Consider the following 21218-nt stretch of genomic DNA (forward strand, 5'->3'; position numbering starts at 1 on the left):
CAATGAAAAAAACAATTTTATTAGGGATAATGCTAACGGCTTTTATTAGCTGTAAGGATGATAAAAAAGAACAAGAAGCTGCTGAGGTAGCACAAACGGAAATAGCCGATGAGATGGCTCCGATGATGGAAAACAGCGTGATATATGAAGCTAACATCCGTCATTACTCACCAGAGGGGACATTAAATGCATTTACTAAAGATATTCCGCAGCTAAAAGAATTAGGGGTAAAAGTAATATGGGTAATGCCTATTTATCCTATCTCTATGAAAAGAAGAAAAGCAACAGGCGATCTTTCTATAGAAGATATTAAAGACCCGAAAGAGAAAGAAAAATATTTGGGTAGTTACTATGCTATTACTGATTATACCGCTGTAAACCCTGATATGGGGTCTATGGAAGATTTTGATAATCTTGTAAAAACAGCGCACGATAACGGTATGTATGTAATACTAGACTGGGTTGCAAACCACACAGGTTGGGATCATAAATGGATTACCGAGCACCCTGAATATTATCAGAAAAATGCTAAAGGAGAAGTTACTGACCCTTTAAATCCTGAAACAGGAGAAAGCTGGGGCTGGACAGATGTTGCACATTTAGACTACGCAAGTAAAGAGCTTTATGAGCCAATGAAAAACGAACTTCTTTTTTGGGTAAAAGAACATAATATTGATGGTTTCCGTTGTGATGTGGCTGATAACGTACCTACAGAGTTTTGGGAGTATGCAGTGCCAAAACTTGAAGAAGAAAAGCCATTATTCATGCTAATGGAGTCTAATAAGCCTTACCTTTTTAAAGGAATATTTGATATGGGTTATGGCTGGGATTTACATCATGTAATGAATGATATTGCCAAAGGAGATAAAACGGTTGCAGCCATTGATGCTTATATGGTAAAGAAAGACAGTATGTATGATGGTACAGATATTATGATGAACTTTACTAGTAACCATGACGAAAACGCATGGAATGATAGCGCTATACAAAGAATGGGCGAAAGTGCAGAGGCTTTTGCAGCACTTACTTATATGGTGCCAGGAATGCCACTTATTTATTCGGGGCAGGAGTATGACATAGACCGTCGTCTTAAATTCTTTGAAAAGGACAGTATCCCGACCGAGAAGAAAAAGATGTATGGTGTATATGAAAAACTAGGTAAACTTAAAAACAATGATGTTGCCCTTAATGGAGGTAAAAAAGCCGCCGCTTACAATCGTATAAAAACATCAGATGATGCAAATGTATTTGCTATTGAAAGAGAAAAAGACGGTAAAAAGGTTTGGTATATAGCTAACCTTTCTAAATCGTCTAAAACTTTTACTTTGCCTGTAAATGGGACTTTTACCAATTACATGACAGGAGAGAAAGTAACCTTTGAAAAAGGTCAAGAGCATAAATTTGCAGCTTGGCAATACTATATACTAACAGAATAATATTACTCAACCCCCTGCGCCTAAGTGCAGGGGGTGTTTTTTACTTTTTTTTAAACTTTATTAATTAACCAAAATTTTTATTATGATGAAAAAATTATTTTTTTTAGTAGCAATGTGCGCCTCTACGACTATAACGTTTGCGCAGTTTGACAACATTGGGTTATTGGGAGGTTCTACCGTTACGGGGTGGGACTCGGACACCGACATGATGACTACCGATGGTATTATTTACACCTTAAATGATGTGGTTATTACAGTTCCTGAAGTTGATCCTGGAGTTAAGTTTAGGAAAGATGATGACTGGCCAGTAAATTGGGGTGGCAGTAGTTTCCCAGCTGGTACTGCAACATTAAATGGATCTAATATTCCTGCTGTCGATGGTACTTATAATGTTACCTTTAATTTGGAAACTTTAGAGTATAGCTTTGTAGCTACTGGGCTTAGTGAAGTTAACCTTGTGATAGATGCTATGGATGTCCCTATGTTTACTACAGATGGTGTTACTTATACTGCCAATAACGTAATGCTGGAAGCTGGTGATATTGCTTTTTCTGTTGATGATACTACTACATGGGGAAGCAGTGATTTCCCTACAGGTACAGCAGTAGAAAATGAACAAATACCTGTTTTAGCTAACAGTTATAATATTTCTTTTAATCTTGATACTAAAGCCTACAGTTTTGACTTTGTTATTATCAGTATGATAGGTGATGGTGTTGTAGACTGGACTACAGATACTGAGATGGCTACTACAGATGGTGTAAACTATACTTACATGCTTACATCTGCTGGGGGTGAAGGTAAATTCAGATTGAACAATGATTGGAATCCAGGTTGGGGTAGTACAGATTTCCCTTCAGGTATTGGCTCTACAGAGGGAGATTCGCCAAATATTCCTATTGCTGCTGGCACGTATGATGTGACTTTTAATAGAACTACAGGCGCTTATAATTTTGCTTCTACTACTGCTAGTACAGCAAGCTTTTCGAGTAATGATGTGAATGTTTACCCTAATCCGTCAAGTACGGTTTGGAACTTTGATGCAGGTAGTCTTATTATAGATAAAGCAGAGGTTATAGATGTTACAGGTAAAGTAGTTTATACAAATACTTTTGCAGCATCTCAAGCAATAGTTAATACTGATGCTTTTGTAGCAGGTATTTACTTTGCAAGAATTTATTCAGGAACTTCTGTTCAAACCATTAAAGTAGTGAAAAAATAAATAAAAATAATATTTGTTTCCTAAAAGCACAAACTGTAAGGTTTGTGCTTTTTTGGTTTTTAAGACTATCTTTACCCAAAACTTTTTATTATGGCAGCAATGCTAAAAATAGGGCATAGAGGAGCAAAAGGACATGTATCCGAGAATACACTAGCATCATTTGAAAAAGCACTCGATTTGGGTGTAAATGCTATTGAATTCGACGTGCACGTATGTGCTACAGGCGAACTGGTTGTTTTTCATGATTTTACTGTAGATAGGACTACTAATGGTACAGGAGAAGTGCATAAACTATCGCTAGCAGAACTCAAAGCACTAAAAGTGGAAGAAGATCATAGTATAACTACGCTAGATGAGGTGTTACAGCTTTTACACAGCAAATGTTTTATTAATATAGAAATGAAAGGTCGCTATACGGCAAAACCTCTTGCTGAATTATTGAGGAAATATGTGGAAGAGAAAGGGTATAGTTATGAGGATTTTATAGTTTCTAGCTTTCAGTACGAAGAGTTGAAACAAATGAGTGAGTTAAACCCTAATGTGCATCTTGGTGTGTTAACACAAGCAAGTGTAGCACAGGCTTGGGACTGGGCAGTAGAGTTTTCGGCAAAAGCGATACATCCGCATTATTCGTTGCTTACAGAAACCAATGTAGAACGTGCTCGTGAGGCAGGTTTTAAAATTTATACTTGGACGGTAAACGAGCTAGAAGATATAGCACGGCTAAAGAAGTATGGAGTAGATGGTATTATATCTGATTATCCCGAACGTTTATGAGTAAGAGTTTTGATATAATAATTGCAGGTGGAGGGGCAGCAGGTTTTTTTATAGCCATTAATATTGCTGAAGCTAACCCTAATGTGAAAATTGCCATATTGGAGCGCGGTAAAGAAGTGCTTAGTAAGGTGCGTATTTCGGGAGGTGGGCGTTGTAATGTTACACACGCTTGTTTTATACCTAATGATTTAGTGAAGTTTTATCCTCGTGGCGAAAAAGAGCTTCGGGGACCTTTTAATCGTTTTTGTAGTGGCGATACTATCGAGTGGTTCGAGCGACATGGTGTAGCATTAAAAATAGAAGAAGATGGAAGGATGTTTCCTGTTACAGACAGTTCGCAAACTATTATAGACTGCTTTCAAGATGCCGTAAAAAAACTTGGAATACAGGTTATAACAGGGCAAAGCATACAATCGATATTCAAGGCAGAAAATCATTGGAAAATAGATACCCAAAGCGATACTTATTTGTGCGAAACTCTTGTAATGACTACGGGCAGTAATCCTAAAATGTGGCAGATGCTAGAAGAATATGGGCATACCATAGTGCCGCCTGTTCCATCGTTATTTACATTTAATATAAAAGACAATAGAATAAAAAACCTAATGGGAGTTGCTGCTCTAGCATCCGTTAAGGTAAGAGGGAGTAAGCTCGAAGCTTCAGGGCCTTTATTAATAACCCATTGGGGAATGAGTGGTCCTGGTATCCTGCGTCTTTCGGCATGGGGAGCACGCGAACTAGCAGCAAAAAACTATCAGTTTATACTACAAGTTAATTGGCTAGACGATGTTACCCATGAGGAGTGCCTTGATACACTAAAAGCATTAAAGCAAGAGCAAGCTAAAAAACTAGTTGCAAAGAAATCGCCTTTTGATTTCCCTAACCGACTGTGGGAAAGCCTTGCTACAGCTTCGGGTATTGACGATGTAACACGATGGGCAGACCTCTCGGGTAAACAACTTAATGAACTTGCTAGTCAGCTAGTGGCTGGAGAATTTCAGGTTAACGGTAAAAGTACTTTTAAAGAAGAATTTGTTACCGCAGGAGGTGTAGAGCTTAAAGAAGTTAACTTTAAAACGATGGAAAGCAAAATAGTCGAGAAGTTATATTTTGCGGGTGAAATACTTAATATTGATGCCATCACCGGAGGTTTTAATTTTCAAAATGCATGGACAGGAGGTTTTATTGCAGCAGAAGCTATAAGTAATAGATAATTTAATTTTTGACGCAACTATTTTGATTTGGATGTATCTATAGTGTATAAACAAATCAAAAAACGCGTTATGAAAAATTTAATTTTATTACTAGGCTTGTCATTATCTATTATGGCATGCTCTGACGACTCTGGGAATGCTTTGCAATACCCATCAGAGAATAATGTTTTACTACTCAAAGTAGACTTACAAACAAATACCTTTGAAGGGGGTAAAGAGTTGACTTTTAATGATGTCGAAGGTTTTACTATTAGCTCTGTCTACAATGAACCAGGAGACTTTGGTGACATTACACTTAAGTATGAGGAAGCTAATGCTACTATTTTTTCGGGAACTATTGTATGGGCAGGACTAGGTGAGATGACGTACCCTGAAGAGCTTAATGTTTCTGCATCTTTTACCACAGTAACAGAGCCAACACCTATGCCAAATATGGATGAATTTGAGTTGGTAGAATATAGTGAATTTGGTTACTATCCTGAGACAATAGATTATAATGCTATTTGGGATGCTATTGATAATTTACAACTTGTACAAGAATACCGTATTAATAACCCTAATGCTAAAGTAAACTTGTTTTTATACACCCCAGGTGTAGGTGTTGGTAATCCAGCTGAGTGGGATTGGTATATAATATTAAAAAATTAATTGTTTGTTGGGTTTTATGTTTAGAAAGCCTCATTTTGAGGCTTTTTTATTTGTAATACATTATGAATGTAAAAAATAGCGGTAATAATAAAATAAAACATTAGCTAAACTGTTTTATAATTATAACACGTATTATGAGAAATAAAAAATTACTTTATGAAAAATTTAATTTTACTACTAATTTATTGGTTGTGCAATGACTGTAGAGGTGTTGCTTTAAAAATTAAAGGGGTGTTGTATAAAAAGTAAAAATATATCTTCTATCTGTTTAACCACCATATAGAGGCATTAAGAACCATTGCAAATGACACCCAAAGTAAATAAGGAATAAACAGGTAACCTGCTGTTTTATTTACTTTATTAAATTGTATAAATGTTTCGTATATCATTAACCAAAGTAATGCTATCTCGATAAGAGCTATTAGCGGATTGTGTAACCCGAAAAACAGGTAAGACCATAAAGCATTTAGCCCGAGTTGTATGGCAAAGAAAGAGAGTCCTTTTTTGACTACTTCTTTTTGGTCATCAATTTTTGTCCATACTAACCCTGCTGCAACCCCTATCATAACATAAAGTACACCCCAAACAGGAGCAAATATCCAGTTAGGTGGGTTAAACGATGGTTTTTTTAGGGTAGGGTACCATGTTGCTACGCTTTCGCGGGTTACTTCGCCCGATAGGTAGCCTACCGCAACACAGGTAACCACCATGATAACTATTTTCAGTATTCGATGCATGACTTACTTTTTACCAAAATTAGTAAACTAAATCTTTATGTACCTACAAAAAACTATATTTGCATAAATTTTAAGATATGCTTTCTGAAAAGGATTTTATCCCTAAAGATTATACTAATACTGCCAATAAGGGGAGTTTTGAGTGGAGTGCACCTAGTAATATTGCATTAGTAAAATACTGGGGAAAAAAGGAAAACCAAATCCCTGCAAACCCCTCTATTAGCTTTACGCTGAATAATTGTAAGACTATAACAAAGCTTACTTTTGAAAAGAAAAGCAATAATAATGAAGACTTTTCTTTCGATTTACTTTTTGAAGGGCAGCCTAAAGAAAGCTTCCGACCTAAAATTGAAAAGTTTTTACAACGTGTAGCCATCTATTTACCTTTTCTTAAAGACTATCATTTTACGATAGATACCCAAAATACATTTCCGCACAGTTCGGGGATAGCCTCATCTGCTTCAGGGATGGCAGCGTTGGCTATGAACTTTATGAGCTTAGAGCACTTGCTTAATCCTGATATGACAGATGATTGTTTTTATAAAAAAGCATCTTTCTTAGCACGGTTGGGTAGCGGTAGTGCTTGCCGAAGTGTAAAGGGTAATGTGGTAGTTTGGGGTGAGCATAACGATTTCTCAGAAAGTTCAAACTTATATGGGGTTACTTTTCCGTATATAGTTCATGAAAATTTTAAAAATTATCAAGATACTATTTTGTTAGTTGATAAAGGCGAAAAGCAAGTTTCTAGTACAGTAGGGCATGACCTTATGCATGGGCATCCGTTTGCACAGCAGCGTTTTGCACAAGCACACGATAATCTGTCTAAAATAAAAGAAGCATTAGTTAGTGGAGATGTAGCAACCTTTATAGAAGTAGTAGAAAGTGAGGCACTAACCCTGCACGCTATGATGATGACATCGATGCCTTATTTTATACTAATGAAGCCTAATACGCTCGAAATTATAAACAAGATATGGGCATTTAGAGCCGCTACAGGTATTCCTGTTTGTTTTACACTCGATGCTGGTGCTAATGTACATGTGCTTTATCCTGAAAGTAATAGTGTGAAAGTTTTAGAATTTATTAAGAATGAATTAGTTGCATTCTGTCAAAACAGTCAGTACCTTTGTGATATAGTTGGCACAGGTGCGGTAAAATATTAAATTTTAGTAGTAACCGTTTTTTGATTATCTTTAATAAAAATTATCCTCGATGAAAGGACCTTTGTTTTACTCAAAAATACTACTCTTCGGAGAGTACGGAATTATTAAGGATTCCAAAGGATTGTCTATACCGTATAATTTTTATAATGGTGCGCTTAAGAGAGATGATAATACATCTGACGAAGCAGTAAAATCAAACGCCAATTTAAAACGTTTTGCAGATCATCTTGAAGCATTGCAAAATGAAGATCCTCAATTAGTAACATTTGACCTTGATACTCTTAATCGGCATATAGCTGATGGGATGTATTTTGACTCTACCATTCCACAAGGATATGGTGTGGGTAGTAGTGGTGCGCTTGTTGCGGCTATATACGATCGTTATGCTAAAAATAAAATAACGGTTCTTGAAAATCTTACCCGTGAGAAACTGCTAGCACTGAAAATAATATTTGCTCAAATGGAGTCATTTTTTCATGGTAAAAGTTCAGGGCTAGATCCACTAAATAGTTACTTGAGTATTCCTATTCTAATAAACTCGAAAGATAATATAGAGGCTACTGGCATACCAAGCCAAATAACCGATGGTAAGGGTGCGGTGTTTTTACTAGACTCTGGTATTGTAGGCGAAACTGCTCCTATGGTTTCTATATTTATGGAAAGCCTTAAAGAGAAAGGTTTTCGCGATATGCTTAAAAAACAGTTTGTAAAATATACTGATGCTTGCGTAGATGATTTTTTACATGGCGATTTTAAATCGTTGTTTGCTAATACTAAAAAATTATCTAAAGTTGTACTTAACAACTTTAAGCCAATGATACCTGAGCAGTTTCATGAACTATGGCAAAAAGGTATAGAGACTAACGATTATTACCTGAAACTTTGCGGTTCTGGTGGTGGTGGTTACATACTAGGTTTTACCCAAGATATACAAAAAGCAAAAGAAGCATTAAAAGACCATAAGCTGGAAGTAGTTTACCAGTTTTAATAAATTTTAATTTGTTTCTTTTATGGCATCAAGGAAAACACGATTAGTCCTGATGAAAACCCTTAGTTTATTTTCTGTAGTGAGGGGTTACAATATTCCTGTTATTGCTTTAGCACAATACCTCTCTGCTATATTTATATTAGATAAAGATAGTAGAGCATTAGATGTTATACTCGACCCTAACTTATTTATTATAGTACTGGCATCATCACTTACTATAGCTTCGGGTTATATCATCAATAATTTTTACGATGCACAAAAAGATCTTATCAATCGTCCTAAAAAATCGATGTTAGATAGATTGGTAAGTCAAAAAACAAAACTACAGGTTTATTTTGTGCTTAATTTTATAGTAACGTTACTTGCTTTTTTAATTTCGTGGCGAGCCGTGCTATTTTTTTCAACATACATTTTCCTGATATGGTTTTACTCGCATAAACTCAAGAAATATCCTGTTATAGGCAATCTTACCGCTGCATTTCTTGCAGTATTACCTTTTTTTGGAATATTAATGTATTTCAAAAATTTCTATGAAGTTATTTTTGCTCATGCTACCTTTTTATACCTGCTTATACTTACCCGTGAACTGATTAAAGACCTTGAAAACCTTACAGGTGACTTGGCTAATAATTATCGTACTATACCTGTAATGTTTGGAGAGAAAGTATCTAAACAAATTATTACATTACTAACATTTCTTACCATTATACCTGTATACTTACTTATAGATGTATATAGTGTAGGCTACATGGATATTTACTTTTATGCAGGTATGATTGTTATAATTTATTTTTTATTCCAATTATGGAAAGCCGAAACCCAAAAACAATATTTGCAACTGCATAATATACTGAAATTGCTCATTGTGGCAGGAGTATTTTCTATTATACTCATAGAACCTTCAGTATTAGTGCATGGCAGGAAACTATTATCGGTTATTTAATACTATCTTTGCAAAAATTATAATAGGAAATGAGTAACAATAGCAGTAGAGGAAATACCTCAGGCAGAGGAGGTAATGATAGAAAGAAACCCGGAAGACCTACAGGTTCTGGAAGTAATAGCACACGCAAGCCATCGGGAGATAAACCTGGAGGGTTTGTAAAGAAAACAACTGGCGGTAGCAAACCGTTACAGGGTAGAAAGCCTTTTGTTAAAAAAGAAACTCCTTCTGCGCCTAAAACTGCTTCTAACCCAGATGAATTAAGGCTTAATAAATATATTTCTAATTCGGGGATGTGTTCACGAAGAGATGCCGATATTTACATACAATCGGGCAATGTAAAGGTAAACGGGCAGGTGATAACCGAGATGGGACACAGGGTAAAACTTACTGATAAAGTAGAGTTTGACGGGACAACAATTATGCCCGAAAAGAAAGAGTATTTACTACTAAATAAACCAAAGAACTTTAGTACTTCGGGAGATGAAGATAGGGATATGCGTAATGTAATGGAGCTTGTAAGAAATGCTACCAAAGCAAAGTTGCAGCCTATTGGTAGGATGGATAAAAACACAACAGGACTTTTGATATTTACTAACGATTCTGATATGCTTCGTAAGTTTTCATTACCTAATCAAAAATCATTTAAAATATACCAAGTTTCATTGGATAAGAATTTTAAGTATGATGATATGGAGAAAATGAGTCAAGGTGTGACTCTAGATGGTCATAAGCTTTTTATAGATGAGGTAAGTTATATTGAGAACGAATCGAAAAATGAAATAGGTATAAAACTACGTACCCAAAATGTAAGGGTAGTTAGAGCTATTTTTGAAAGTTTTAAGTATGATGTGCTAAGAGTAGATAGGGTTTCTTATGCAGGGCTTACTAAGAAAAACTTACCGCGAGGCAACTGGCGTTTTCTAACAGAACAAGAGGTTATAAACCTAAAGAATGTATAAATAAAAAATCCCGCTATAAGGCGGGATTTTTTGTGAACTAAACTTTTTAAATTAAGCATTTAGTGCTTCTACCTGAATGTCATTGTCATTAAGCATATCCTTTAGCATATTTTCTATACCACTTTTTAGGGTAAAGGTAGATGAAGGACATCCGCTACAAGCACCTTGCAGTATTACTTTTACACGTTTTTCTTTCTCATCATAAGAGTCAAAAGCAATATTACCACCATCGCCAGCTACGGCTGGTTTTACATATTCTTCTAGTATGTTTATAATACGTTGCGATGTTACATCGAGCGCATCAAAATAAGCTTCCTCTTGTTTTTCAGCTTCAGGCGTTTTTTGTATAAGCGATTCATCTATTGCCACGTTACCTTCTTCAATAAATGTTTTTATAAACGAACGCGTTTCAGCAGTTATCTCTTCCCATTCAGCAACGTCATATTTAGTAATAGAAATATAGTTTTCATCAAAAAACACTTCCTTTACAAAAGGTAATTTAAATAGCTCGCGAGCTAGTGGCGATGCTGCTGTCTCGTCTATGTTTTTAAACTCTGCAGGTACTTTGGTAAGTAGTTTGTTGTAAACAAATTTCATTACCGCAGGGTTAGGAGTGCTTTCTACATAAATAGTAACAGGTAGTTTTTTCTTAGCCGCAGTGTCTTCTGTAATTATAATACCTCCGTTATTCACAAAGTCTTCTATTTGTTGGGCAACATCTTCTTGTACATCTCCCCACTCTACAATAGAGTATTTTTCGATACCTATAAAGTTGCCCGATATATATACCGATTTTACGAAAGGCAAATAGAATAATTGTTTTGCTAAGGGAGAGTTAGCTGTTTCGTCTATATTTTTATACTCAAAGTTATTTCCCTTTGCAATAAAATTACTGAACTCAAATTTCATGATATCAGCATTTTGCGTAGGTTTTATGTTTATTTTTTCCATGATTTTTAATTTTCCACAAAATTAAGCTAAAAAAAAATGAATTAGAAGGTAGGGATATTGAATATTCACTTGTTATTAAATGTAATAAGGTTGTTATTTTTAAAAAAAATGAAAGAATTTGTGATTTTTATGAAATTAGCAGCTAAAGTGTTACTGAATATTTATATTTGAAGTTTTATATAAATAACTTTTATTTAAGAAAAAATTATTACTGTATTAAACATTTGTACGTTAAAAATTCGCTATATGAAAAAATTACTACTAACTCTACTATTAGTCTTAGGAACAATAGGGTTGCATGCACAATCTGATATTGTTGTTTTTAATACTAACCCAGACTATGAGTATACTGCGGGGCAAACCCTTACGTTCTCTGTGATGGTAACCAATAATGGTCCTGACCCAGCGCAAAACGTAAATGTATCTTATGATATACCTACAGGTATAGTTATCACACCGGGTATTAATCGTTTTTGGTGGGAAGGTAATGGTACTGCTGGTACCAACATTGCCTTAAATAATACTATTCCTTTATTGGGTGTCAATGAAACGGTTACATACACTATAAATATAAAAATACCAGGTAGTTTTGGTAATAATAATACACTTCCTGAAGTAGAGGTTACATACGATACCCAATCGGATATTGAGGTAATGTACTCTGATAATCAGGAAAACTATACGCCTGGAGAGCAACTTGTTTATACAGTATCTGTAGTAAATAATGGTCCCGAGGTAGCGTCTACTATAAATGTCTTTAATGCTATTCCTGCCGGAATAACGTCTTTTTCTTGGACAGGTAGTAATAGTACATCAGGTACAGATGTGGATCTTTCTGATACAATACAAAATTTACCTATAGGTCAAGTAGTAACCTATACAATAACGCTTGATGTTCCTGTTTCTTATACAGGAGATCTTACAAACGAGTTAAACGTTACAGGCTCTTTTATAGATGCAACTCCATCTTGTGCACCTTGTTCAGATGTAGATTCACCACCAGTAGCAAATGTAGTGGTAGTACATACAAACAATCAACAATATTATGCACCCGGCGCACAGTCGGTTTATACGCTTACAGTAACCAATGTAGGACCGCAAGTGGCGAATAATATAATCGTAAATAACATTGTACCGGCAGGATTTATCTCATCCTATTCATGGAGTGGAGATAACGGTACATCTGGTACATCTGATTTATCTGATGTTATCAATACATTAGGTGTAAACGAAACAGTTACTTATACTATTAGCTTTGATGTAGCAGCAAATTTCCCTGGCGATCTTGTTAGCGAAGCTGTTGTAACAACAGGAAGTACAGATCCTGACCCTTCATGTTCGCAATGTGTAGATATAGATACATCTGCTACTAGTTCAGATATTGAAACAATAGTTACTAACGGACAAGGAACGTATGTTGAAGGTTCTAATACTATATATACCGTTACAGTTACTAATAATGGTCCTGCTGTGGCAGATAATGTTACAGTAGATGTTGCTATCCCTTCGGGCATAGTGGCATTTTCATGGGTAGGAGATAACGGTTCATCGGGAACAGATGTAGATTTACAAGATCTTATTGCTACCATGGCAGTAAACGAAAGTGTGGTTTATACTATAACACTTGGTGTTCCTACTCCTTTTTTCAATCCGTCAATAACGGTACAATCATCTGTAAGTAGTGATACTGCTGATACTAACCCATACAATAATCAATATAGCGATGTAGATTTCAGTCCAGGTACAGAGGCTGATTTGGTTGTTACAAATACAGATAGCCAAACAACATACACAGCAGGGACAGAAGTGATATATATAATGACAGTGACTAATGATGGTCCTGCTACAGCACAAGATATTAATGTAGTATATGATATACCAAATGGCATAACAGAATATTCATGGATAGCAAGTAATGGTCCTGACGGAGATAATGTACCTCTTGACTTAAACGTCCCTACACTTAATGCAGGCGAAAGTATCATTTATTCAATTACTCTTGTTGTGCCTGAAAGTTTTAGTGGCGACCTCGTTACCGAAGCTACAGTAACAAGTGATAATGACCCTGATACTTCTTGTACAGACTGTATAGATATTGACACCCAAGAGCTGTTGGCTGATATTGTTGTAGTTAATACAAACAATCAAGATGTTTATACCGAAGGTGCAACATCTATCTATACGGTTACAGTAACTAATAATGGTCCTACCGAAGCTCATAACGTAGTAGTGCAAAATGCTATTCCTGTAGGAATATCATCTTTTTCATGGACAGGTAGCAACGGCTCATCGGGAACAGATACCGCTTTAGATGATACTATTCCTGTGCTTGCAGTTGGCGAAACAGTTACATATACTATAAATCTTGATGTTCCTGTAGGTTATACTGATGCTTTAAGTAGCGAGACAACAGTAACATCAGATACTACTGATCCTGATACTACTTGCGATGAATGTATTGATACAGATTATAGTACAAATATAAATGCCGATCTTTTAATTACAAAAACACTAGCTTCAGGTACTACTTATACAGCTGGTACAAATGCTGTATATACTATAACAGTTACAAACCAAGGACCAGGAGCAGCAACAAATGTTACTGTTCAAGATATAGTTCCTGCTGGTCTTACAGCTACAGATGCAGTATGGTATGGTAACGGAACAAGTGGTACTGGAGATCTTAATGACGTTATAGCAACAATGTCGCCTAATACTACAGTAACTTATCAGTTTACTATACCTGTGCCAAGTGATTTTGATCAAGCTACAGATATTACTAATGAGGTTACAGTAACTAGTGACACGACTGACCCTACACCAGATTGTCCTGACTGTGTACATACAGCCACACCAAACCCACAGGCAAATATTGTTACATTAAAGACAGATAATCAAGATACATATGTTGCGGGACAAAATGTGACATATACAATTACAGTAACTAATCCAGGTCCTAGTGATGCATATAATGTTGTAGTATATGACCCAGCACCTTATGATATAGACGTGTTAGTTTGGCAAGGAGAGGGTACCAGCGGAGAAGGTGAAGTTCTTACATCTGTACCAGTACTTCCGGCAGGCGGATCATTAGAATATGTGGTTACTATTGCTGTGCCAGATGATTATGAAGAAAGTCTTAATTTAGTAAATACAGTAACAGTTAATAGTGATACTCCAGATCCTGAGCCAGGTTGTCCTACATGTGTAGATACTGATGAGCGTGCAGAAGACTTTGTTACCGTAGATAAATTTGCTTATACAGTACCAGAACTTGTAGAAGATATACTTATAGATGCAGATTGTGTAAATGTTTCTAACATTAGCTGGTCAGCAGGAAACCTTAATGGTAATTTTGGTATAGGTTATTTTGAAGGAAATAACTCTAATTTCCCAATACAGAGTGGTATTATTTTACGTTGTGGTAATGCAGAGCTTAGTGAGGGACAATACAATAACCCTACTACATCATCTGTAGCATCAGGCACGGGAGATGCTGAACTTTTAGCAGTAAGTCAAGCTAATGGTAACTTTGGTAGTATTAACGATGTAACCTATATACAGTTTGATTTTGTACCGCTTACTGATACAATGAGTTTCGATTTCCTTTTTGCATCTAATGAATACGGTACATATCAGTGTGGCTTTAGTGATGTATTTGCGTTTTTACTTACCGATTTAACTGATGGTAGTGTTACTAACGTTAATCTTGCTGTTATACCAGGTACTACTATACCAGTATCGGTAACTAATATTAGAAATTCATTATATAATGCAGGATGTACTTCGGCAAACGTAACTTACTTTGGTCAGTACAATCCTCCAAGTCCTGCGAATTCAGCTATTAATATGTTGGGGCAAACAATTGTAATGACAGCTTCATCAGATGTAATTGCAGGACATAGTTATAAAATAAAACTGGCAATAGGCGATTATAATGATACCGCTTTTGACTCTGCTGTATTCCTTGCTGCAGGTAGTTTCGATATTGGGCAACCAGAATTACCTGATAATTTAACACTAGTGGCTGGAACAGCACTTTGCGAGGGCGAAGAATATGAGTTAAGTGTTGATGCAGAAAATCCAAACTTTGTATACCAATGGGAGTATGAAGGAGAGACTATCCTAGGCGATGACGGAATGCCTGTAACAGAAACTTCTATTACAGTTACAGAGCCTGGAGAATATACAGTATTGGCTTCTTTTATTTCAGACCCTGATTGTCAACTTACTGATACTATAATAGTAGAAGTAATACCTGAGGTAGAATATAATGAGCCTGCTGATTTACTTTTCTTTACTAATGGTACAGATCCTATACTGTTTGATCTTACAGAGAACGATGAGTTAGTACTTAGTGGAGTTCCAAACTCTGAGTTTTACTATATGAATTATTTTGATTCTCCTGATGGGTTAGGTACAGATGAGGCTATAGCAATATGGCCACCATATGCATACGAAGGCGAAGATGGTCAAACCATATATGCTACAATAAATAATGATGCAAGTTACTGTGTAACAATTACCTCTTTTGAGCTTTATGTGCTTACGCAACCAGAAGATATATACCTATGTAAAGCGGCGCCACATGATTCTCAGGAAATTTTTGACCTTGTAGCAGCTAATAGTAATATTTTAAGCACATTGTTAGACCCTGCCGAATATACTGTTAGTTATCATGAAACGCTTACAGGAGCAGAAGATGGAGGTGAGTTTATTGCCGATCCTTCAAATTATACTACTACACCTATTGATTTTACGGATAATACAAAAACATTATATGTAAGAGTTCAGGATAATAATGATCCTAATGCATTTGCTATAACGCCTTTTGATATTATAGTATCGTTTATGCCTACTTCAATAGATTTTTCTTCTGACCCTGTTTCAATTTGCGAATTAGAAGATCCTGATGATGTGGCTACATTTGATCTTACAGATCAAGTAAATCAAATAGTAAATGGGTCGCCAGATCTTGATTTGTTAATTTCAATGCACGGAACACAAGCAAATGCAGAAGCAAATATTGATCCGCTTACATATCCTATATATGATACAGATGAAACTCAAAACCAAACAGTTTACTTTAGAGTAGTAGAAGAAGATGCTCCAGATGAAACTTGTATAACATATATTGCATTAGACCTTATCGTAAATCCTGCGCCAATTCCTGTTGTACCAGAAGATATCCAACTTTGTGATACAGATAATAGTGGTGATGAGTTATTTGATTTAACCAGTATGGATGGTACTGTTCTAAATGGTTTAAATCCTAATGATTATGAAGTTACTTATTACTTAACACTCGAAGATGCAGAGGATAATGTAGGAGAAATTACTGATCCTGAGACATATCTTGCTACTGTAGGAACAACAACAATTTATGTACGTCTTACAAATAACGAAAATACAGACTGTTATGGTGTTACTTCTTTTGATATTACAATAACACCAACACCTGTAGTACAAGTTCCAGCAGATGCTTCTGCTTGTGCAGCAGATGATTATATTCTTCCAGTATTACCCCTAGGTAATTACTTTACAGGTATGGGAGGTACAGGTACTATGCTAAGTGAAGGAGACCTAATTACTACTACACAAACTATTTATGTATATGCTGAATCAGGTACGCCTAACAATTGTACTGGCGAGGGTAGTTTTACAGTAACAATATACCCAGAACCTACCACTCCAATCCTCTCGGACTATGCCCAATGTGACTACAACAATCCTGAAGGCGTAGAAACCTTTGATTTAACCACCCGCGATTCAGAAGTAACCTTCAACGATCCCGATGTAACAGCAGTATATTACACCAGCCAAGCTGACGAGCCTGTTACAGGTGAAGTGACACGAATGGTAACTAGAGAGTTTAAAGCTCACTTTGCGCTTAAGAGATAATCAATGGCTTTAAATATAAAATGCTGTCATTATTGGCGGCATTTTTTAATATTATTAGTTTTAAATTACCAACCTAACGCAAAAATTTATATATTTGACCGCTATGTAAAAAATTGTAGCAATAAATATTACCTCCTGTAAGTTATGATATTAGAAAGATATAGGAATAATGTTGTTTGTAGCAGATAGAAGTAGTACAATATATAAGGAAAGCGCATTTTTCATTAAACGATAAGGTCAACATGAATTTTAAAAAATTTTATTTAATTTTTGGATTGTTAATAGCACAGCTGTCTTTTTCGCAAGAGGGTATAGCTGTTTATTCCGATTATTTATCAGACAACTATTATTTATTACACCCTTCAATGGCAGGGGCGGCAAATTGTGCTAAAATACGACTTACAGCTCGCCAACAATGGTTTGGGCAGGATGATGCGCCTCAATTACAAACATTAAGTTTTAATGGTAGTGTGGGTCCACAATCTGGTATTGGTATTATAGCTTTTAATGATAAAAATGGTTATCATTCACAAACAGGAGCAAAGTTAACTTATGCTCACCATATTCGTTTTTCAAGAAGTGATTATGATCTTAATCAATTATCTTTTGGTATGAGTGCAGGATTGGTACAGAGCCGTCTTGATGAAACAGAATTTGAAGATTTTGATCCAATTGTTGAAGGAGGAATGAAGCAGAAAGATTCTTACTTTAATATTGATATAGGTGCATCTTATCATTATCTAGATTTTTATACTCATTTTACGGTTAAGAATGCTATTGCAAGTAAAAGAGACTTATATACTGATATTGAAAGCGATAACCTTAAGAAGTATATCTTTAGTATGGGGTATGTATTTGGTTTTCAAGATGCATTGCAATGGGAACCGTCTATAATGTTTCAAGCTGTAGATGAAACAAAAGAAAAAACGATAGATATAAATCTTAAACTTTATAAGGAGATAGACTCTGGTAGAGTATGGGGAGGTTTATCTTATAGAAGAAGTTTAGATGGTGCTCAATATGTTGATAGTAATGGAGGAGCTGCTGATCAAAACTTACAATATTTTACACCTATAATAGGCATAAATTATAACAACTTCATGATTTCTTATACTTACTCTTATTTAACAGGAGATGTTAAATTTGACAATAGTGGTTTTCACCAGTTAACATTAGGTGTTAATTTATTCTGTAAGAGAGAGAAATATGATTGTAACTGTCCTGCAGTTAATTAATTATAAAGTAATATTATTATTAGTTCAGTCCCGATATAGCCTATCGGGACTTTTTTTATATTTTAGATTATGGTTATAAAAGAAGTTAATGGAAAGCATCCGCAAATACCCAAAGATTGCTTTGTTGCAGAAAATGCAACTATAGTTGGCGATGTTATTTTGGGCGAAGAGTGTAGTATATGGTTTAATGCTGTTTTACGTGGCGATGTAAATTATATACATATAGGTAACAAGGTAAACATACAAGATGGTGCTGTTATACATTGTACTTATAAGAAACATCCAACTGTTATTGGTAATAATGTATCTATTGGGCATAATGCTATTGTGCACGGGTGTACAGTAAAAGATAATGTATTAATAGGTATGGGAGCTATTGTTATGGATAACTGCGTTATAGAAAGCAATTCGATAATTGCTGCTGGTGCAGTTGTTACTCAAAATACTGTTGTAGCATCTGGTTCTATCTATGCTGGTGTACCGGCAAAAAAGGTGAAAGATATTAATACTTCAGATTTTGCAGGTGAAATAGAACGTATTTCGGGTAATTATGTGATGTATTCTTCTTGGTTTAAGTAAAACGCCTAAAAATCCTTTTTCAGTACGATATATTCTTTACTAACTATTGTTGTTAAAACCTCGGGATTAGCATTGGTGTAAAAAACTTGATTGCTTTTTTGTATTCCTGTATTTAGCAATTCATATTTTTCTAATACTGTTTTTGTTTGTTTTGCAACAGCGAGTCCCGAATCTATTATTTTAACGCTTTTAGGGAGTATTTTTTTTATTTGTGGAACAAGGTAAGGGTAGTGGCTGCAACCAAGCACTAGGCAGTCTATATCGGCTTTTAGCATAGGGTTGAGATATAGTTGTAGTAACTCATCTATTTCATTACCTCCAATTTTGCCCTCTTCTATAAGCTGCACCAAGCCATGTCCTACTTGTTCTATAACAGTAAGGTTTTTAAATGCTGCTACTGTTTTATGAAAAAGCACACTGTTAAGCGTACCCTTGGTGGCAAGTATTCCTATAGTTCGAGTTCTTGTTTGTAATGCAGCGGGCTTAATTGCTGGTTCTATACCTATAAAAGGGACATCATATTTTTCTCTTAATTCTTTTATGGCATTGGTTGTTGCAGTATTGCAGGCTATTACAATAAGTTTACAATTTTGATTTAATAGATACTCAGTGTTTTTAATACTAAGGTCTATTATCTCATCTTTACTTTTTTGCCCATAGGGAGCATTTTTACTATCAGCAAGGTATATGGTGTTCTCATCAGGTAAAAGGCTGTGTATCTCTTTCCAGATAGATGTGCCTCCTATGCCCGAGTCGAATAGACCAATAGGTTTCATGCTGTTATTCATATAGCAAAAATAATAAAAAAACGGCTCTGTTATAGAGCCGTTAGTTATATATGATGTTTTAATCTTTTTTTAGAAACCAAGTTCTTTTTTAACATCAGCAAGAAGGTCTGGTCCGTCTGCTACAAGAACGCCACTACCTACAGTAGAGTCAAGCACATATTGGTACCCTTTTGCTTTAGCAACTTTTTGTATAGCAGCTTTTGCTTTTTCAAGAATAGGTTTTAGTATATCTTCTTGTTTCTTCTGCATATCTTTAGAAGCTGTTTGTTGATACTGTTGTATTCTATTACCCATTTCTTGTACCTCTTGCGAGCGAGTTTCGTTTATAGCATCGCTAACAGTAGCAGCTTCTTGGTCGTATTTTTTTATTTTAGTTTGGTACTCTTCTACCATAATTCTATACTCGTTATCAAACGTTTTACCATAATTTTCAAGCTGAGTATTAGCAGCTTTCATTTCTGGCATAGCGCCCATTAACTCCGTTACATTGATATGTGCTACTTTAGCTTGTGCAGAAACGGCTTGGCTTGTTCCAATAAAAAGTATTGTAGCGATTAATAAAGATTTTAATTGTTTCATCATTTAAGGTATTTATATTAATTTTTGTTTTTACTCTTCGTCAGTTGTTTCTGTATCGGTTGTTTCAGGTGTGTTATTCTTATTTCTTTCTTCGTCTCGTGCTTTTTTAGCAGCTTCTCTGTCGGCTAATATTTTTGCTCTTCGCTCTTCAGCAGCTTTTCTTCTATCTTCCAGTTTCTTTTCTCTTGCTTCGCGTGCTGCTTCGGCAGCAGTTTGCTTATCGTTATTTTCGGTAGTATTGCTCTTAGGTTGTGGTGCATCATCTCCCTCTGTAGGAGCAGGATCATCGGTAGAGTTTACATCGCCTTTATCTTCTGTATCTGTGGTTTTAACACCGTTTCGTTCATTTTTTTTAGCTTCTCTTTCTTGTAGCAGCTTTTCACGTCTTTCTTGATATTCTTTTCGTTTAGCCTCCTGTGCTGCTTTACGCTCATCTATAATACGTTGTCTTTCGGCTTTTCTATCTTCTAGCTTTTTTTGTCTTGCTTGGTATTCAGGATCAGCTTCTAAATCTTCTTGAGCTTCTTCTGATTCTAGTTTTTTAAGTTCTTTACTAGTAAGCTGGCTTTGTTTTGCAGCTCTAGTAAGCCTACGAACTATAAGGTCGCTTATATCGTGTCTATTTGCAGCGAAAAGCATAGTAAGATCTGACGACTTGTCAAAAACAAAATCATAGTTTCTAGCCTCGGCTAAATCCTGAATTATGGTAAAAACTTGATCTTGTATTGGTTTTACTAGAACTGATTTTTGGCTGATAAGATCGCCTGTAGGGCCAAATCTTTTTAGCTGATAATCTAGTAGTTCTTTTTCCTGAAAAGCAATTTCTTCTTCGCGCTCTTCAATAAGCTCTTTTGTAAGCAATGCTCTTTCAGTTTTTAATCCTTCTTTTAGTTTATTGATGTCATTTCTTTTGACTTCAATTTCTTGCTTCCATTTTTGTGCTTTTTGCTCTAGCTGATTTTTTGCCTCGGCATAATCTGATACTTTGTCCAGAATATACTCCATGTCAATGTAGGCAATTTTCACCCCTCTTTGGGCTGTTGCTGTTGCTGTTGCAAAAATTGTAAATAATACTAAAAATATCTTTTTCATAAC

17 protein-coding genes are annotated in these 21218 nt (G+C 35.5%); 12 read left to right on the forward strand and 5 right to left on the reverse strand.

Features of this window, described 5'->3' with window-relative positions; genetic code table 11:
- The first annotated feature begins 2 nt into the window (after nucleotides 1–2).
- The 5 genes from DVK85_RS07780 to DVK85_RS07800 all read left to right on the forward strand — a co-directional run bounded on the left by DVK85_RS07780 (nucleotide 3) and on the right by DVK85_RS07800 (nucleotide 5297).
- Complete coding sequence (locus tag DVK85_RS07780) at nucleotides 3–1436, forward strand: alpha-amylase family glycosyl hydrolase (protein ID WP_114677904.1); 1434 nt, start codon at nucleotides 3–5, stop codon at nucleotides 1434–1436.
- An 82-nt stretch (nucleotides 1437–1518) separates the two neighbouring features.
- Nucleotides 1519–2658 carry a T9SS type A sorting domain-containing protein gene (locus DVK85_RS07785; protein ID WP_114677905.1) on the forward strand — a complete coding sequence of 380 codons (1140 nt, stop codon included), beginning with the start codon at nucleotides 1519–1521 and terminating at the stop codon, nucleotides 2656–2658.
- A 90-nt stretch (nucleotides 2659–2748) separates the two neighbouring features.
- Complete coding sequence (locus DVK85_RS07790; protein WP_240339610.1) at nucleotides 2749–3435, forward strand: glycerophosphodiester phosphodiesterase; 687 nt, start codon at nucleotides 2749–2751, stop codon at nucleotides 3433–3435.
- Nucleotides 3432–4649 carry a BaiN/RdsA family NAD(P)/FAD-dependent oxidoreductase gene (locus DVK85_RS07795; RefSeq protein ID WP_114677906.1) on the forward strand — a complete coding sequence of 406 codons (1218 nt, stop codon included), beginning with the start codon at nucleotides 3432–3434 and terminating at the stop codon, nucleotides 4647–4649. Before DVK85_RS07790 ends, DVK85_RS07795 begins: the two co-directional genes overlap by 4 nt.
- A gap of 69 nt (nucleotides 4650–4718) precedes the next feature.
- Nucleotides 4719–5297 (forward strand): hypothetical protein, encoded by a 579-nt coding sequence (locus tag DVK85_RS07800; protein WP_127960571.1) that lies wholly within the window; start codon nucleotides 4719–4721, stop codon nucleotides 5295–5297.
- Between the two features lie 260 nt (nucleotides 5298–5557).
- On the opposite strand, the gene DVK85_RS07805 is transcribed toward DVK85_RS07800, so the two are convergent.
- Nucleotides 5558–6034, reverse strand: coding sequence for a TspO/MBR family protein (locus DVK85_RS07805; RefSeq protein WP_114677908.1), 477 nt, complete (start codon nucleotides 6032–6034; stop codon nucleotides 5558–5560).
- A 77-nt stretch (nucleotides 6035–6111) separates the two neighbouring features.
- Between DVK85_RS07805 and DVK85_RS07810 the strand changes: the two genes are divergently transcribed.
- From DVK85_RS07810 to DVK85_RS07825, 4 genes are read left to right on the forward strand one after another with little or no spacing between them, the layout of a single operon-like run.
- Nucleotides 6112–7197: a diphosphomevalonate/mevalonate 3,5-bisphosphate decarboxylase family protein gene (locus tag DVK85_RS07810; RefSeq protein WP_114677909.1), complete on the forward strand. Its 1086-nt coding sequence runs from the start codon at nucleotides 6112–6114 to the stop codon at nucleotides 7195–7197.
- Between the two features lie 49 nt (nucleotides 7198–7246).
- Nucleotides 7247–8185 carry a mevalonate kinase family protein gene (locus tag DVK85_RS07815; RefSeq protein WP_114677910.1) on the forward strand — a complete coding sequence of 313 codons (939 nt, stop codon included), beginning with the start codon at nucleotides 7247–7249 and terminating at the stop codon, nucleotides 8183–8185.
- Nucleotides 8186–8207: 22 nt separating this feature from the next.
- Nucleotides 8208–9128: a geranylgeranylglycerol-phosphate geranylgeranyltransferase gene (locus tag DVK85_RS07820; RefSeq protein WP_114677911.1), complete on the forward strand. Its 921-nt coding sequence runs from the start codon at nucleotides 8208–8210 to the stop codon at nucleotides 9126–9128.
- A 29-nt stretch (nucleotides 9129–9157) separates the two neighbouring features.
- Nucleotides 9158–10090 carry a pseudouridine synthase gene (locus tag DVK85_RS07825; protein WP_114677912.1) on the forward strand — a complete coding sequence of 311 codons (933 nt, stop codon included), beginning with the start codon at nucleotides 9158–9160 and terminating at the stop codon, nucleotides 10088–10090.
- A gap of 51 nt (nucleotides 10091–10141) precedes the next feature.
- Here the strand turns inward: DVK85_RS07825 and DVK85_RS07830 are convergent, their stop codons facing one another.
- Nucleotides 10142–11041, reverse strand: a complete 900-nt coding sequence (locus DVK85_RS07830; protein WP_114677913.1) for a NifU family protein — start codon at nucleotides 11039–11041, stop codon at nucleotides 10142–10144.
- 246 nt (nucleotides 11042–11287) lie between these two features.
- Here DVK85_RS07830 and DVK85_RS07835 point away from each other — a divergent pair, with 246 nt between their 5' ends.
- The 3 genes from DVK85_RS07835 (at nucleotide 11288) to DVK85_RS07845 (ending at nucleotide 18756) form a co-directional block, all read left to right on the forward strand.
- Nucleotides 11288–16942 (forward strand): choice-of-anchor L domain-containing protein, encoded by a 5655-nt coding sequence (locus tag DVK85_RS07835; RefSeq protein WP_114677914.1) that lies wholly within the window; start codon nucleotides 11288–11290, stop codon nucleotides 16940–16942.
- Between the two features lie 242 nt (nucleotides 16943–17184).
- Nucleotides 17185–18177 carry a PorP/SprF family type IX secretion system membrane protein gene (locus tag DVK85_RS07840; RefSeq protein WP_114677915.1) on the forward strand — a complete coding sequence of 331 codons (993 nt, stop codon included), beginning with the start codon at nucleotides 17185–17187 and terminating at the stop codon, nucleotides 18175–18177.
- 69 nt (nucleotides 18178–18246) lie between these two features.
- Entirely contained in the window at nucleotides 18247–18756 is a 510-nt protein-coding gene (locus DVK85_RS07845; protein WP_114677916.1) for a gamma carbonic anhydrase family protein, read from the forward strand.
- Between the two features lie 5 nt (nucleotides 18757–18761).
- On the opposite strand, the gene murI is transcribed toward DVK85_RS07845, so the two are convergent.
- The 3 genes from murI to DVK85_RS07860 form a co-directional block, all read right to left on the reverse strand.
- A complete protein-coding gene (gene murI / locus DVK85_RS07850; RefSeq protein ID WP_114677917.1) occupies nucleotides 18762–19544 on the reverse strand; it encodes a glutamate racemase in 783 nt (260 codons plus the stop codon).
- A 69-nt stretch (nucleotides 19545–19613) separates the two neighbouring features.
- Complete coding sequence (locus DVK85_RS07855; RefSeq protein ID WP_114677918.1) at nucleotides 19614–20123, reverse strand: OmpH family outer membrane protein; 510 nt, start codon at nucleotides 20121–20123, stop codon at nucleotides 19614–19616.
- A gap of 30 nt (nucleotides 20124–20153) precedes the next feature.
- Nucleotides 20154–21215, reverse strand: a complete 1062-nt coding sequence (locus DVK85_RS07860) for an OmpH family outer membrane protein (RefSeq protein WP_114677919.1) — start codon at nucleotides 21213–21215, stop codon at nucleotides 20154–20156.
- Nucleotides 21216–21218: the final 3 nt, after the last annotated feature.

The organism is Flavobacterium arcticum (assembly GCF_003344925.1).
GTDB lineage: Bacteria > Bacteroidota > Bacteroidia > Flavobacteriales > Flavobacteriaceae > Flavobacterium > Flavobacterium arcticum.